At 47.2% G+C, this 15,312-nt stretch carries 14 protein-coding genes; all 14 read right to left on the bottom strand.

Annotated features, from left to right (window positions below; all coding sequences use genetic code 11):
- On the bottom strand, window positions 1-1,076 hold a 1,076-nt coding region (locus tag KIV40_RS08270; RefSeq protein WP_285348651.1), incomplete at its 3' end, for a flagellin.
- A 516-nt stretch (window positions 1,077-1,592) separates the two neighbouring features.
- Entirely contained in the window at window positions 1,593-2,747 is a 1,155-nt protein-coding gene (locus KIV40_RS08265; RefSeq protein ID WP_005425620.1) for a flagellin, read from the bottom strand.
- Between the two features lie 450 nt (window positions 2,748-3,197).
- Complete coding sequence (gene flgL, locus KIV40_RS08260; protein WP_103413487.1) at window positions 3,198-4,388, bottom strand: flagellar hook-associated protein FlgL; 1,191 nt, start codon at window positions 4,386-4,388, stop codon at window positions 3,198-3,200.
- Window positions 4,389-4,400: 12 nt separating this feature from the next.
- On the bottom strand, window positions 4,401-6,314 hold the full coding sequence (flgK, locus tag KIV40_RS08255; protein WP_285348647.1) for a flagellar hook-associated protein FlgK: 1,914 nt from the start codon (window positions 6,312-6,314) through the stop codon (window positions 4,401-4,403).
- Between the two features lie 166 nt (window positions 6,315-6,480).
- Window positions 6,481-7,407 carry a flagellar assembly peptidoglycan hydrolase FlgJ gene (flgJ, locus tag KIV40_RS08250; RefSeq protein ID WP_285348646.1) on the bottom strand — a complete coding sequence of 309 codons (927 nt, stop codon included), beginning with the start codon at window positions 7,405-7,407 and terminating at the stop codon, window positions 6,481-6,483.
- Between the two features lie 18 nt (window positions 7,408-7,425).
- On the bottom strand, window positions 7,426-8,517 hold the full coding sequence (locus tag KIV40_RS08245; protein ID WP_285348645.1) for a flagellar basal body P-ring protein FlgI: 1,092 nt from the start codon (window positions 8,515-8,517) through the stop codon (window positions 7,426-7,428).
- 44 nt (window positions 8,518-8,561) lie between these two features.
- Window positions 8,562-9,341: a flagellar basal body L-ring protein FlgH gene (gene flgH / locus KIV40_RS08240; RefSeq protein WP_285348652.1), complete on the bottom strand. Its 780-nt coding sequence runs from the start codon at window positions 9,339-9,341 to the stop codon at window positions 8,562-8,564.
- Between the two features lie 30 nt (window positions 9,342-9,371).
- Window positions 9,372-10,160 carry a flagellar basal-body rod protein FlgG gene (flgG, locus tag KIV40_RS08235; RefSeq protein ID WP_005425600.1) on the bottom strand — a complete coding sequence of 263 codons (789 nt, stop codon included), beginning with the start codon at window positions 10,158-10,160 and terminating at the stop codon, window positions 9,372-9,374.
- A gap of 18 nt (window positions 10,161-10,178) precedes the next feature.
- Window positions 10,179-10,928 (bottom strand): flagellar basal body rod protein FlgF, encoded by a 750-nt coding sequence (locus tag KIV40_RS08230; RefSeq protein WP_005425588.1) that lies wholly within the window; start codon window positions 10,926-10,928, stop codon window positions 10,179-10,181.
- Window positions 10,929-11,243: 315 nt separating this feature from the next.
- On the bottom strand, window positions 11,244-12,557 hold the full coding sequence (flgE, locus tag KIV40_RS08225; RefSeq protein WP_285348642.1) for a flagellar hook protein FlgE: 1,314 nt from the start codon (window positions 12,555-12,557) through the stop codon (window positions 11,244-11,246).
- A gap of 32 nt (window positions 12,558-12,589) precedes the next feature.
- Window positions 12,590-13,297, bottom strand: a complete 708-nt coding sequence (gene flgD / locus KIV40_RS08220; RefSeq protein WP_005425626.1) for a flagellar hook assembly protein FlgD — start codon at window positions 13,295-13,297, stop codon at window positions 12,590-12,592.
- Window positions 13,298-13,314: 17 nt separating this feature from the next.
- Complete coding sequence (gene flgC / locus KIV40_RS08215; protein WP_005425613.1) at window positions 13,315-13,728, bottom strand: flagellar basal body rod protein FlgC; 414 nt, start codon at window positions 13,726-13,728, stop codon at window positions 13,315-13,317.
- 5 nt (window positions 13,729-13,733) lie between these two features.
- Entirely contained in the window at window positions 13,734-14,129 is a 396-nt protein-coding gene (gene flgB / locus KIV40_RS08210; protein ID WP_005425594.1) for a flagellar basal body rod protein FlgB, read from the bottom strand.
- Between the two features lie 345 nt (window positions 14,130-14,474).
- Entirely contained in the window at window positions 14,475-15,302 is an 828-nt protein-coding gene (locus KIV40_RS08205) for a protein-glutamate O-methyltransferase (protein ID WP_005438646.1), read from the bottom strand.
- Between the last annotated feature and the right edge of the window lie 10 nt (window positions 15,303-15,312).

Below are 15,312 nucleotides of genomic sequence, written 5' to 3'. Positions count from 1 at the left end.
CTTGACGCTTGCGATAGAATTTGTGACTTAGTCATTTGAGTCGTTTCTTTCGCGAAGTCTGTATCTTTAATACGGCTCTTCGACGCGTTCACGTTCTCGTTGATGTTATCCAAGTTGCTGATTGCGTGGTTGAAACGGTTTTGGAAAGCACCCAGCTCTGCACGGTGGCTGTCTACGTATTTCAGTGCCGCATCGATGATAGCAACAGATTCTTGCGCGCCACCTACAGAAGTCACGTCGATAGTATCAACCGTTACGTTATTGCCGTCGCTTAGACCTAGCTCACCAGATAGGCCGCCAGAGAATTCAACGTCACCTTCAACTTTGTTGTTGCCCGCAAACACTTGCAGTTTGCCGTCTTGGTCTACTGACGCTTTTACTAGGTCAGTTTGACCATTGATGTACGTCGCTAGCTCTTCGATATCGTCACCCGCTTTCGCGCTGATGTTGATTTCTTGCTCTTGACCAAAGCTGTCAGTCAGGCTGATTTTCAGGTCGTTTTTGCCCGCTTCAACGTTCCAGTTTTTGTCTTTACCGTTGTCAGCTTGGTAGCTCACGCCGCCCATCATTTGGTTGTCAGAGCGCATGTCTTTTAGGTTCAGCATTACCGCTTCGCCGTTGTCCGCACCGATTTGGAAAGACTGAGTACCGTAGGTACCGTTTAGAAGCTTGTTACCACCGAAAGAAGTCGTTTCAGCGATACGGTTTAGTTCATCGTTCAGTGCTGTTACTTCTTCTTGAATCGCAACACGTTCTGCTTTTGAGTTAGAACCGTTTGCTGATTGAAGAGACAGGTCACGCATACGTTGTAGGATGTTAGTGGTCTCGTTCATTGCACCTTCAGCAGTTTGTGCAATAGAGATACCGTCGTTCGCGTTACGAACAGCCACATCCAGGCCACGGCTTTGTACGTTCAAGCGGTTCGAGATTTGAAGACCCGCAGCGTCATCTTTCGCGCTGTTGATTTTGAAACCTGAAGACAAACGCTCCATAGAAGTTTGTTGTGCTGAGTTTGCGTTGTTTAGGTAACGCTGAGCGGTCATCGCTGATACGTTTGTGTTTACATTCACTGCCATGGTGATTTCTCCAATTGATTTTCCGATGTAACGGTTTCCGACGTCTCGGAAAACCAAGTAGTTCTCTCAAAGTTACTTCTATTAACGACTCGGTTTTCAGAAGCTTTAGAAAAAAATCAAAAAAAGTGAATTTGCGAGATTTGGCTAGAAAAATTGAAGAAAAGTAGAAAAAAGGCCTCAAGTTTCTAAAGCTTAAGCCGAGCGCTGTAAATTGAATAAAGAACAACCAAAAGCCAATAAAAAGCAGTGGGTTAGATGAGATTCAGGAAGGTTTTATCTGGACGATAGAAAAGAAAAAGCCCCTTTTCCTTTGAGAGAACTGGGGCTAGGTTGGTAGCCAGAGCCTATGTGGAGATCAAGAGAAATGAACACATAACCGGCACACCGGGTGCAACCTTACATTGAAAATGATTGGCAGGTGAGAGATGAGAGAGCCGCACATTCAATTATAACGTTGCTTGCCATAAGCCTGCATTCCCATCCACGTCTGAATGTATTGAATACAGGCTAGGTAAACTACTGCAATAGTGACATTGCAGAGTTTGGCAACTGTTTCGCTTGAGCAAGAATCGAAGTACCTGCTTGTTGCAAAATTTGAGCTTTGGTCATTTGCGTGGTTTCTTTCGCAAAGTCCGTATCTTTAATTCGGCTGTTTGACGCATCAACGTTTTCTTGAATGTTCGCCAAGTTATTGATGCTGTGGCTCAGACGGTTTTGTTTTGCACCTAGGTCAGCACGTTGTGAATCCACGTACTTAAGCGCTGAATCCAGTACAGAAATCGCGTTTTGAGAACCTTGCACAGTTGTCATATCGATGTCTTGCACTGATGTGCGCACTGCTTCATCACTTAGACCTAAATCCGATGCTAGACCACCAGAGATTGAAATATCGCCTTGCACGTTCGGGTGCGCGACGAATACTTGCAGTTTACCATCTTCGCTCACCGATGCGTTGATCATATCAGATTGGCCGTTGATGTACGTTGCCAACTCTTCAATATCGTCGCCTGTTTTTGCGTTGATGTTGATCTCTAGGTCATCTGGATTGCCGTCTTCATCTTCACCCATGCCTGGAAGGGTGATTTTTAGATCCGCTTTAGTAGGATCGACGCCCCAGTCTTTGTCTTTGCCATTCTCAGAGAAGAAAGTCACACCGCCCATACGCTGGTCATCCGCGCGGATGCTCGTTAGTGCCATGATCATCGCTTCACCAGAGCTTGAACCGATTTGGAATGCCGCTTCACCGAACGAACCGTTCAATAGACGACGACCACCAAATGATGTTGTTTCTGCGATACGGTTTAGTTCATCCGTCAACGCAGATGATTCTTCATTAATCGCTTGGCGCTCCGCTGGAGAGTTAGTACCGTTTGCAGATTGAATCGCCAAGTCACGCATACGTTGCATGACTGACGTCGCTTCGTTCATCGCACCTTCTGCCGTTTGGGCAATCGAGATACCGTCGTTCGCGTTACGCATCGCCACATCAAGACCACGAGACTGCGCAGTAAGACGGTTAGAGATCTGTAGACCTGCCGCATCGTCTTTTGCACTGTTAATCTTGTGACCAGATGATAGACGCTCCATTGAAGTGTTAAGTTCGTTGGTCGCCTTGTTTAAGTAACGCTGCGCGGTCATCGCGGAGACGTTAGTACTAACTGTTACAGCCATTATGCTCTCCTGTTGAGTTCGCAAGCTTTTGCGAAGCGGCCAGCTTTACTCTCATTTGGATAAGCACTGACCGTAAAAAATTCGTTGCTAAATCTGCTTATATGGCAAGATTTAGGATCTCGTAAGTCTGTTCTGACAACATCAATACAATTTGTGTGCCAACTTGTTTCAAACTATTTGTTCTTTTAATAATAAACAAATAAACAACAAGTTATAGCGCATATGGGGCACGAGCCTTGTCTTGCTCATATTTTGTTGTGTTGCCGAGTTGCTGTTTCTCTATTTCCGCTCAAATTACCGTTGGCTTGATTGCCGCTTTCGGTCAAATCATGCCGCTTGGCTCGCATTACTCGGTGCTTTTCGTTGATTTCTCGCACTTAAGGCTTGGCACATAAGGCATTAAAATCGAACGTTTCGAGCACCGAACGCACTGCATAGACGATAGGCGCGTTAAATATAGTTAAACAACGTCAGGTCTTTGGTTTTGCCAAATGCCTGTTGTGAGGCTTGCAGTGCACGTGAATTCTCACTGAACTCAATCACTGCCTTGGAGTAATCCAAGTCCTCAAAATTGCTCTTCGCTTTCGCCAGAGACAAATTAAAATCTTCGTGGTTTTGCTCTTGAATATCGAGCGTGCTCAACTTAGCACCCACATCGGTTCTCACTTTGTTCATGTGAACAAATGCCGCTTGGAATTCTTCCGTCATTTGATGCAGCTTTGCCGTCGCCGATGCGTCAGATACTGAGCTCTCTGACCACTGCATGGTTTCTTTGAATGCATCAAAAACACTGAAGGTTTGGCGCGGCTCTAGCGTGATGCTATCCCCTGCGGATACTTGTCCTTTCAGCTGAATATTGACGCCTTCATATTGGATGCCGTCAATTGGCGAATAGTCATCGACCTGAACAATGCCGCCATCTTTTTCCAGTTGGTAACCAAACTTGCCATTACTCATGTCCACAAAGGTCACTTTGTAATTTGAGTCACTTTTAGATTCATCGGTCGCTTGTCCAAGCAACAGCTCAGAGCCCTCTTGTAGGTCGTATTGCGGTTCAAAATCACCAAAAGGATTTGAGATCTCCGAGAACACTTTATTACCCGGATAGTTGATACCCATCTCAATGTTGCTAGCGATCTTCATCTTGCGTTGATAATCGTCACCGGTATAAACCACACTGCCATCAGAATCACGGAAAAAGGGCTGCGTTTTTGGCTTCGTGCCAGCAAAAACGTAGTTACCCGACTCATCTTGAGAGTTCGCAAGCGCCATGAAGTTGTTGGCAATTTCTTCCAGTTCGCGCTTTTTCGCTGCACGGTCTTCTGGAGAGAAGGCACCGTTGATCATTTCCATCGAAAGGCGCTTCGACTCATCAACAAATTGCTCTGCATTAGCCACAGCCACTTCTTGGTTTTCTAGACGGTTACGAACCAGAACAATCGCATCTAGGTACTGCCTTAACTGCTCTTCTTGTTGACCAATACTCTGAATATAGTGCGTCGCAAGTGGATCATCACTCGGCTTGGTCAACTGTTTACCAGAAGCCAATTGCTCCTGATTATGGTGAACCTTATTTTCCTGACGGCGCAGGTCGTTCTGCACTGACTGGTAGTTATGGAAGCTAGAAATTCGCGTTAACATCTAAGGCCTCCTTTAGCGCAACTGCAAGATGGTGTTGAAGGTGTCATTGGCTGCCTGCATCACACGAGAAGAGGCCATATACGCCTGTTGGAACTTCATCATATTTGCCGCTTCTTCATCGAGGTTTACGCCCGATATCGACGCCACGCGCTCTTGTGCTGCCTCGCTTTCTAACTGAGCAACATCCGCTAATCGACTTGCAGTTGATGTTTTCAAACCCACATCAGTGTTCAAGTTGAAGTACAAGCTCATGATGGTCGACTCATTGCCATTCATCTTCTTGTCAGTTTGGATGTTTTGCATCTTACGCAAGTTGCCATTATCACCCTCAGAGGGCACTAAGTTGGCGGTAAACTTATCGTTCGCCAATGCGCCTGCACTTAGCTCAAATACGGTTGCGCCGCCGTTGCTATAAGCAGGGTGATTACTTGGAAGGCTGACTGAGACCGGCCCAGTCGGTGGATATGGCTGCGGAGCCATAAGCACATTGCCTTTGGTATCTGTCACTGCGAATTGGTCACCTGTAGGAGACACCACCACTTCAAATTCACGCAAGTCACCCGCATCAAGGATTTCAAACTTCGCATTACCTTGAGCAAAAGTGGTCGATGCTTCGTAACTTTGCGCGGCGATCGCTTTTGGATCAGTTGTTTCGACTTTCATTTGTGCTGCGCTGCTACGCGTAGGACGAAGTAACACGTGCTCGCCGACCTTTGGTTCATTGCGAACTTCAACACGCATTCCGTCGATGTAGAACGCATTGCCTGCATCGGTATTAAGTTTGACGGTCTCGCCATTTGGCTTAGTCACCGCATAGCTGTCACCATCGTAACGCAACGAGTACTCACCACCTTTCAGTGCACTGATATCATTGATGTAAACCGCCATATCAGCCGTCGATTGAGGGCCTGCAACGACACGAGATTTGGCTAGTCGCTCTGAGTTCACATCGGTAAACAATGGGTCACCCACATTACCGTAGTGATCCAAACCTTGCGATTGCAGGTGGTTTACCTCACTAGAAAACGCCGTCGCTAAGCGGCCAAGCTCATCCATCACTTGTGGTATGTGCTCGTCACGCATCTTAAGTAACGCGCCAATTTTGCCGTCAATATCGTCCGATTTGATGGCTTTAATGCCGCCACCTTCAACCATAGCCAGGCGACGTTGATGAACATCTGGTGAGCCATCAATCATTTTCAATTGGCTCGCTTCGGTTCCCGAAACTAGCGTATGACCATTACCGGTATGAACATTGAAGCCTTCTGAATTTTTGCGCGGGGTCACCGTCACCTTAGTGTATTCAGACAGCTCTTTTATTAGTTTTTCATGTTGGTCCATCAAGTCATTATGAGGACCTGGGGTACGCATCATCAATCGATGAACATCGCGGATTTCAACGGCAAGTTGATTCACGCGTTCAATGCCCATATCCAGTGACTTATTCGTCACGTCCGATTGCTGACGCACGGTTTCATGGAATTCGTTGAGGGTATCGCTGAGTAATTTGGCTTTTTCCAGCACCACTTTGCGCGCGCCCATGTCATTTGGGGTATCCGCCATGGTTTTCAACGCATCGAACCACTCGTTCATGTTCTCTGGGATCTTTTTCGATGCCACTGAAGACAACATGCTAGAAAGCAAATCAAGGTTCTTCTCGTTATCGAGTTTGTTGGCATAGTTGGTTGTGGAGAGGTTCAGCTCTTTAACGGCAAACTCATCCCAAGAGCGGCGAACATTTTCCACATGCACGCCCATGCCGTAAGTTGACCCACCAAATTGACGCGGATCGTTGGTGCCTTGGATAACAGACTGACGGCTGTAACCCTCTGTATTTGCATTAGAAATGTTATGACCAGTCGTATTCAACTGTCGCTGAGCGGTAAGCACACTTTGTGTACCTACATTCAACAAATCTGACGCCATACATGCCCCCAAAAACGAAATAAAATCGGTATTGACCGATCACCTAGTTAGCAATTAGCAAAAGGTGTGCCAGTTTAGGAAAGAAAGAGAAAGCACGAAAAAAGAAAGGCTTGCACTGTGGCAAGCCTTCTCAAAATGTACATCAAGCATTCGTAATCGGGTTGAGTTACATGTTCTCGATTTTTTGTTTCACTTGCAGCACTTTGTCTGCATAGCTTGGGTCAGTTGCGTACCCTGCGCTGTGAATTCCACGAATGAAGGATTCAGAATCACCACCTTGCTGAAGAGCAGTCTCGTAGCGCGGGTTCTCATTCAAGAAGCGGACGTAGTCGTTAAAGCTATCTTGGTAGTTCGAGTAAGAACGGAATGCCGCCGTCTCTTTCACAGGCGTGTTATCGTGGAACTCTAGTGTTTGAGTCGTCACTTTATCACCCTGCCAACTACGGTCAGCTTTAATGTTAAACAGGTTGTTGCTGCTGCCACGTGCGTTCTTAACGACTTTTTGCCCCCAGCCTGTTTCTAGCGCGGCTTGGGCCAATAGCAATGAAGGTTCAACACCCAAGGCTTTCGCTGCACGATCTGCGTATGGCTTCATCGAATTAACAAAAGACTCTGGCGAATCAAAACGTGATGGCTCTGAACCCGGTCGTGATAGCTGACCTGATTCAATTAAGCGCTGCTCGATTTCACGCGCTTTCTTCGGATCCACACGGTGGTATTCCACAGCATTGTTTGCTGCATCGCGCATTGCTGTTTCAGCCTTGTCGTCGCCTTGCCCAACCGTCAACTGCTTAACAATCATGTCAGCCAAACCCATCGAACCCGATGCACTTAAGTTACTCGCCATTTGCTCGTCCAGCATTTGACGGTAGAACTTTTCGTTTTGGCTGTTCATTAAGTTTGACTCAAAGCCTTCGTTCGCTTCGCGCATCGACTTCAGCATCATCGAGGTAAAGATCGATTCAAACTGACGAGCAGCCGCTTGCAATGCTTCATGCTCACCATCTTTGCCCTCTTTCACCGCTTTCTGACGAAGAGTATCGAGGGAGCTGATGTCATGAATAAAGCCGATATCGTTAGGATTGTTGACCATGGTTTCTCTCCTAATCGATTAGATGATGATCAGCTGGCCTTCAATGGCACCAGCTTGTTTCAATGCTTGCAAAATCGCCATCAAATCCGACGGTGCAGCACCGACTTCATTCACCGCTCGGACAAGATCATCCAGTGTCAAACCCGGTTCGAACTTGAACATCTTGCCTTTCTCTTCATTCACTTCGATATCAGAGTCCGGCACAACCACAGTTTGGCCACCAGAGAAGCCGTTTGGTTGGCTCACATTAAGGTTTTCTTTGATTGCTACGGTCATACCACCGTGAGTCACTGCCGCAGGTTTCAGGCGAACATGCTTGCCGACCACAATCGTACCGGTACGAGAATTCACAATGATTTTCGCCGCGCCATCTGCAGGGTCGAACTCTAGGTTTTCGATTGCTGATAAGAAGGCAACACGTTGGCTCACATCACGTGGAGCACGGACACGAACAGACGTCGCGTCAACCGCATTGGCCATTTGAGGTCCAAGGAAGTTGTTTACCGCATCAGCCATACGCTGCGCAGTCGTGAAATCAGAATCCAGTAGGTTAAATGTGATGTAGTCGCCACGCCCAAATGGGTTTGGGATTTCACGCTCTACTGTTGCACCGCTAGAGATAAGACCGACCGTCGGGTTGTTACCAACGATTTTTGAGCCGTCGGCACCTTCTGCACTGAAACCACTGACAACAAGATTACCTTGAGCAACGGCATAAACTTGTCCATCTAGACCTTTTAGGAAAGTTTGTAACAAGGTACCGCCACGTAAACTTTTCGCGCTACCGATTGAAGAAACCGTCACGTCAACTTGCTGACCCGGTTTCGAAAACGCAGGTAGTTCAGCCGTTACCATTACTGCGGCAACGTTTTTGATCTTTGGCTTTGTGCCCGGCGGCATCTGAATGCCGAAGTTTTGCAGCATTGCCGCGAAGCTTTGTTCTGTAAACGGATTGGATTCACCCGTTCCTGGTAAGCCCGAAACCAAGCCATAACCCACGAGTTGGTTACTACGCACACCAGCCACCTGCGCGACGTCTTTGATACGTGCAGCTTGGGCTGTGGTTGCGAACAGTGCAACGCTCAACAGTGCTAATAGGATTCTTTTCATGCTTACTTAATCTCGTGCAGTCAATTTGCCGTCATTTCGACGTCTTACAGGGCTACATTAAAGAATCGTGCCAAGAAACCTGGCTCTTGCATATCTTGTGGCGAGCCTGTGCCAGAGTATTGGATTCTTGCGTTAGATACGCGATTTGACGCAATAGTATTGTCGAAATTGATATCATCAGGGCGAATTGTGCCACTTAGACGAATGTACTCATCACCCGTATTCAGCGTCATCCACTTCTCACCACGGATCACTAGGTTGCCGTTTGCCAGCACCTCAATCACTTCTACCGTGATGTAACCGCTGATGCTGTTGCTTTGCTTAGCCGAAGAGTCGCCGGCAAAGGTGTTGGTGTTGTTCAGATCGTACGAGAAATTGTATTTGCCGCCAATTTGCAGCTCTTGACCACCGACAGACAGAGGTTCCATCTTCGCATCGTTGGTTTTTGATAGATCGGCGTTGGCACTCTTAGTCGCACGAGTGGTTTCGTCGAGTGTTACGGTAATGATGTCGCCGATGCCACGTGGTTTAGAGTCATCGTATAGGTCGGTAATGTGCTCGGTGCTAAACAAAGAGCCCGTTGCTGCCGCATAGTGCTCTGGTTTTTGCTTAGGGTGAATCGGTGCCCATGCCGGATCGCCTGCCACCGGATCGGTTCTGCCGCGCAAAGTATCAATGATGCCGCTGCTCTCTTCTTTCGACTTATCGCCTTCAACCGCATCCACCACCGTTGTCGCTTGGCTGACTTCGTCGGTTTCAATCGGCTCTAGCATCGCACAACCAGACATGGTCGTGATAAGTACAAGTAGACAAATACGTTTCATCATTGGCTCCCTAAATCCCGATCTTAGTGATTACAACTGCTGGTTAACGAAGCTCATCATCTTGTCGACCGATGAGATTACTTTTGAGTTCATTTCGTACACGCGCTGAGCTTCGATCATGTTGACCAGCTCTTCCGTTACGTTCACGTTAGATGCTTCAAGCATGGATTGACGAATTTCGCCCAAACCATCAAGACCAGGGACACCTTCTTGTGGGTCACCGCTTGCGCCAGTTGGTAAGTAAAGGTTCTGACCGATTGGCTCAAGACCACCAGGGTTTACAAAATCAGTAATAGTTAGCTGACCAACCACAACGTTGTTTTGTTCACCACGAATACGCACTGAGACTTCACCGTCTGTGCCAACCGTGATAGAAATTGCGTCTTCAGGAATCACAATCTCCGGCTCTACAGGGTAGCCAGAGCCAGAAGTCACTAACGTACCTTCACCATCCAACGTGAACTGACCGTTACGGGTGTAACCGATGTTGCCGTCTGGCAAAGTTACTTGGAAGAAGCCATCGCCTTCCACCATCATATCGAGTGCGTTAGTGGTGGTTTGCGCGTTACCGTGCGTGTGCACTTTTTGCGTCGCAACCACTTTAGAGCCGGCACCCAGCATCAAACCACTTGGCAGTTCTGTGTTCTGAGAAGATTGGCCGCCTGGCTGGTTGATGTTTTGGTAGAACAAATCTTCAAATACCGCACGGCTCTTTTTGTAACCAACGGTTGAGGCGTTCGCCAAGTTGTTCGAAATCGTTGCGATGTTGGTCTGTTGGGCGTCTAGACCTGTTTTACTTACCCATAGTGCTGGATGCATTGTGAACCTCTAACTCTGTTAACTCATACGAAGCAATGAATCTGAAGACTTGTCCATCTCTTCAGCGGTGCTCATCATTTTGACCTGCATTTCAAACTGACGTTGAAGGTCAATCAAAGCGGTCATTTCACCTACGGCATTCACGTTACTACCTTCAATAGCACCGGTTTGGATGCTGATAGAGCCGTCTGCTTCGTAAGGCTGGTTTGGAGTTTTATGGCGAAATAAGCCATTGGTATCTTTAAACAAGTTTTGATCGTCTGTACGTACAAGCTTGATACGATCAACCACTTCTAATTCTTCAGCCGGCGCACCTTGAGGCAGTACAGAGATGGTGCCGTCACGACCGATTTCGATTTTGGATACTGGGATTGGCAAGGTGATTGGCGCATCATTTTCGCCCAACACCACATGACCGCTTGCATTCGTTAGCAAGCCGTTTTGATCCACTTTTAGGTTACCGTTACGCGTCAAACCTTCTTTGCCAGTTTGGTCCATAACAGAAATCCAGCCGCTGCCTTCTACCGTAATATCGAGGTCACGACCGGTTGTGATCACACTACCTTGCGCAAAGTTATGTCCTGGACGTTCCGTCATGCTAAATACACGTGAAGGCAAACCTTCACCATAAGCTTGCATAGAGCGAGCTTGTGCTAAATCAGCACGGAAGCCAGTTGTACTCACGTTTGCCAGGTTGTTGGCACGCAATTGCAGGGCCTGCATATTTTGCTTGGCGCCGCTCATTGCGAGAAACAGTGCGCGATCCATAAATTACTCCAAAAGTTCTCTGTACAAGGGAGCAAAAGCAATAGTTATGCCAACATTAAAATAATGTTATTAATCAAAACCTTGAATATAAATTGAGAGTTTTCAGATGGCAATTCAGGATGAATCAGCCAAGAGAGAGGCAATGTTTTGATCCGCCTAGCGGCAACAGCGGCAAGCCAGAGATCAAAGCATGCCCAACCTGAACTGAGGTATTTTCAGGTTGAGCACCAGATGAATGTCATGATGTCATCAAACGATACGGCAAGTGCATGCAGCGTTTGATTAAGCAGATGAGAGAGGTATCTAACCAGCGCTCTAGCGAATCTGCAGGATATTTTGTTGTAGCTGGTTGTGTACTTCTAGCGCACGTGAGTTCGCTTGGAAGTTACGCTGAGCAGAGATCAGATCCACCAGCTCCTGAGTCATATCAATGTTTGATTGCTCTAGCATACCGTTGTTGATAGTACCGAAAGAGCCTTTGTTTGATTCACCCCAAATCTTGTCACCAGAGAACTGAGTTGAATCCCATTGAGTGCCGCCTTTCTTATCCAGACCTTGCTCGTTTGGAACACGCACTAGCGCCACACGACCCAATGTTACGTTTTCACCGTTTGAGTAAGTACCCAGTACGCTGCCGTTTTCATCAAAGTCTACTTTAGTCAGGAAACCCGTTGTTGCGCCATCTTCATCGAACTTAGTCAGTTCAAATGGTGCAGCAAACTGAGTCGCTGAGCCTAAACCAAAGTTAAGTGTTTGCGCAGGATCCGCGCCGTTTAAATCCACTGGGCTAGTGTTTGTCGCAGGATCGCCCAACGCTACCGATGTGATTGGCTGACCGTTGTTTAGGCTTGCCAACGTACCATCGTTGTTGAACTTCATCGTGTGACCAACGTGACCCGTTGGCGTTGCTGCATCACCGTTAGCAACGTTCAATGGCTTCTCGCCGCCTTTGTCTGTCACTGTGTAGTAAGTTTGCCACGTGTTCGGCTGAGTTTGGTCTTTCAAGTAGTAAGTCGTTAGCTTGTAAGACTGACCCATCGAGTCATAAATCGTTGAAGAAGTCGAACGGTTGTATGTATCTGGATCTGAGAAATCAAACTGAGTTGGATCTTTCAAATCACCATTAGCCGGTAAGTTCACACCCACTTCAATGTTCGCTGTTTGCTTTGGCTTACCAAATTCTGCAGGGATATTGATTGGTTGTGGCTCGTAAGACGAAACCTCACCAGACTCAGGGTTTACTTGGTAACCAAGTAGGAACTCATCGTTCGCTGTTACCATGTAGCTTTCTTTGTTCAAATGGAACGCACCGTTACGTGTCATTTCATTTTGCTGTGGGATAAGGCGATCTTTCGCTACTGCGAAGAAACCTGTACCCGACACACGCAAGTCCATTGGGTTGTTGGTGTAAATGCTTGAACCTTCGTGAAACTGTTGCGCCACTTGGTTCGCTTGTGCACCGCCACCCGGAGTGGTTTTTGCGTTAGTGAACAAAGAGTTTGAGTACACATCGCTGAATTCCGCACGAGACTCTTTAAAGCCGTACGTGTTGGCGTTCGCAATGTTGTTACTGGTGGTGTTCAAATCCAGTTGAGCGGAGGACAAACCGCTTAAAGATACATATGACATTCCAAAATCTCCTAACCTGACGCGCTATTGAATTACGCTTTGCCGACTTCCAATACTTCTGCAAGTCGAACTGGCGATTCAAAACCTGCCAGATTGAGTAATACGTTTCCGTCGCCCTTACCTAGCAATACACTGTTCACGTTTGCGTAAGTAGACACTGGGAACTCTTGCGACTCCCCATCTACCAAGCCAGACGCTTTCACATTGTATTTGCCAGCAGGCATTGGATTTCCGTTTTCATCATTACCGTCCCAAAGCACACGAGTGTCGCCGGCTGGTTTCGCACCTACCTCAAAAGTACGCACCAATTGGCCCGCTTCGTTTTCCACTCGAACAAACAGGTTGTCGAGAGGTTGTGCAAGCTTAACCATTGCCGCCATTGTTGCATTGTCTTGCTTTACACCCGCCGCGCCTGGGACCAATACGTCACGACCAACCAAAGAGGAAGCTTGTAACGCTTGGTTTGATGTCATTGACGAGTTCAAACTCTCGAACTGAGAGTTCATCTTGCCGATGCCATCTACGGTCGCAAATGACGCCATTTGCGCAATCATCTGGTCATTACCTACCGGCTTAAAAGGGTCCTGCTGAGACAATTGCTTGGTGAGCAAAGATAGGAAGTCTTCCTGTTTCAGGTCCTGCTTACCCGTGCTCTCTTCAGTCTTCTTGTTCTCTTGTAGGCTTTTAAGCTGGTCGATATAGGACAAGCCGCTTTGACCAACGTTGTTAATTCCGGCCATACGCTACCCCCTTATCCTTATTGACCCATCTGCAGCGTACGCAGCAGCATTTGTTTACTAGAATCCGCTACTTGCACATTGGTTTGGTATGCGCGAGAAGCCGAAATCATGTTTGCCATTTCTTCCATTACATTCACGTTAGGCTTGTAGATGTAGCCTTCGTCGTTTGCAAGGGGATGGTCTGGGTTGTACTCCGCATTCAGCGGTTTATCGCTTTCTACAATACCCATCACTTTCACTGGCACCGTATCACCGCCACGCATGGCGTTACTTAACTCAGCACCAAATACAGCATGACGCGCTTTGTAAGTGTCTTTCGCAGAGCTGCTGACACTGTCGGCGTTCGCCAAGTTGCTTGAGGTAGTATTCAGACGAACGGATTCAGCGCTCATTGCGGAACCTGTCACATTGAAAACGTTAAATAAGCTCATCTAAATTATTCCCCTTTGATTGCTTTGGTTAAGTTCTTGAATTTGCTGCCTAGAAAGTCGAGTGATGCTTGGTGTCTGATTTGGTTTTGCATAAACAAGTTACGCTCTAAATCCAAATCTACCGTGTTGCCATCACCCGTATCTGGTTGCGTAGGAAGACGATATAGCTTGTCCCCGACCAAGGTTGTAGTGGCAGGAATGTGCCGACCATCTGTGCGGCTAAGACCAATGCTTGCCCCGGATGTTGCCGCCTGCAATTCCTTAGCAAAGTCTAAACCTCTTGATTTGTAGCCAGGCGTGTTAGCTTGCGCGATGTTGGTGGAAATCACCTCCGCGTTGCGCTCACGTACGCCCACCGTGTATTGGTGGATGCCTAGTGCGTTGTCAAAAGATATAGCCATGTTTGCCTCTACATTAAGAACTGACCGTTATTAATAACTAAAGAGCAATTAGCGTGCCAAAAATAGAACATGCCGTTTTGCCGCTTCAGTTATCGAGGTAATGGATTGCAATAAGCAAGCCAAAGTGATTGATGAAATGTCATATCGAGCCAAGTAATCAGCTCGGCTCACTAAAAAATATACACCCGATGCCTGCCCATAGGCAAAAATGACGCTGGCTTTTACAGCAGAGAGGGAGAAAAAGGAAGCAAGAATGAAACGAGAAAAGTGGGAGAAAAAAGAAAAGCCTGACACAAAGGTCAGGCTTTTGAAGTGGTTAAAAGAGTCCGCTATTTTAGCTTGTCGCTACTTTAACTTGTAAATAATACCTGGGTTGCAGCGCACCATTTCAAATTTGTCTGTCAAACCCGTCAGTGATTCTGACGCACCCAGCAGTAGGTAACCGCCTGGGTTTAGGCTGTTTGCCATTTGGTTCAGTACTTTCGACTTCATCTCTGGTGAGAAGTAAATCAGTACGTTACGACAGAAAATGATGTCGAACTTACCCATTAACGCGTAGCTCTCCATCAGGTTTTGTGGACGGAAGTTCACTAGGCGTTTTACGTTGTCTTTCACTTTCATGCGGCCATCGCCTGCATCTTCAAAGAAAGTGCGACGACGCTCAGGCGAAAGACCACGACCCAAGGCAAGATTATCGTAAACACCCGCACGGCACATATCCAACATACTTGCTGAAATATCCGTCGCGGTGATCGACACGCTTGGCAATAGACCTGGCTTACGCTGCTGCGTTTCCAGAATGGTCATTGCCATTGAGTAAGGTTCTTGGCCTGAAGAGCTCGCAGCCGACCAAATTTTGATTGGTCGCTTGTTTGCCGCCATCTCCGGCAACAGTTTGTCAGCTAATACCGTGAACGGATAAGTATCTCGGAACCACAATGTTTCGTTAGTCGTCATCGCATCAACAGCGGCAATGCGTAGTTCACGATTGCGGCCAGTCACGACATCACGTAGCAAATCCGACAGCGACGCCAGCTTGAACTTTGTCACAAGCGGGCTCAGTCGGCTGCGCACTAGGTATTGTTTACTGTCACCTAATACGATGCCACATTGTGATTCTAGAAAACGGCTAAAGTCACGATACTCTTGATCACTGATTGTAATAGCAGTCATTAATGTCTCT

The sequence above is a fragment of the Vibrio sp. D173a genome (genome assembly GCF_030248475.1).
This window is presented reverse-complemented; position numbering and strand designations above follow the sequence as displayed.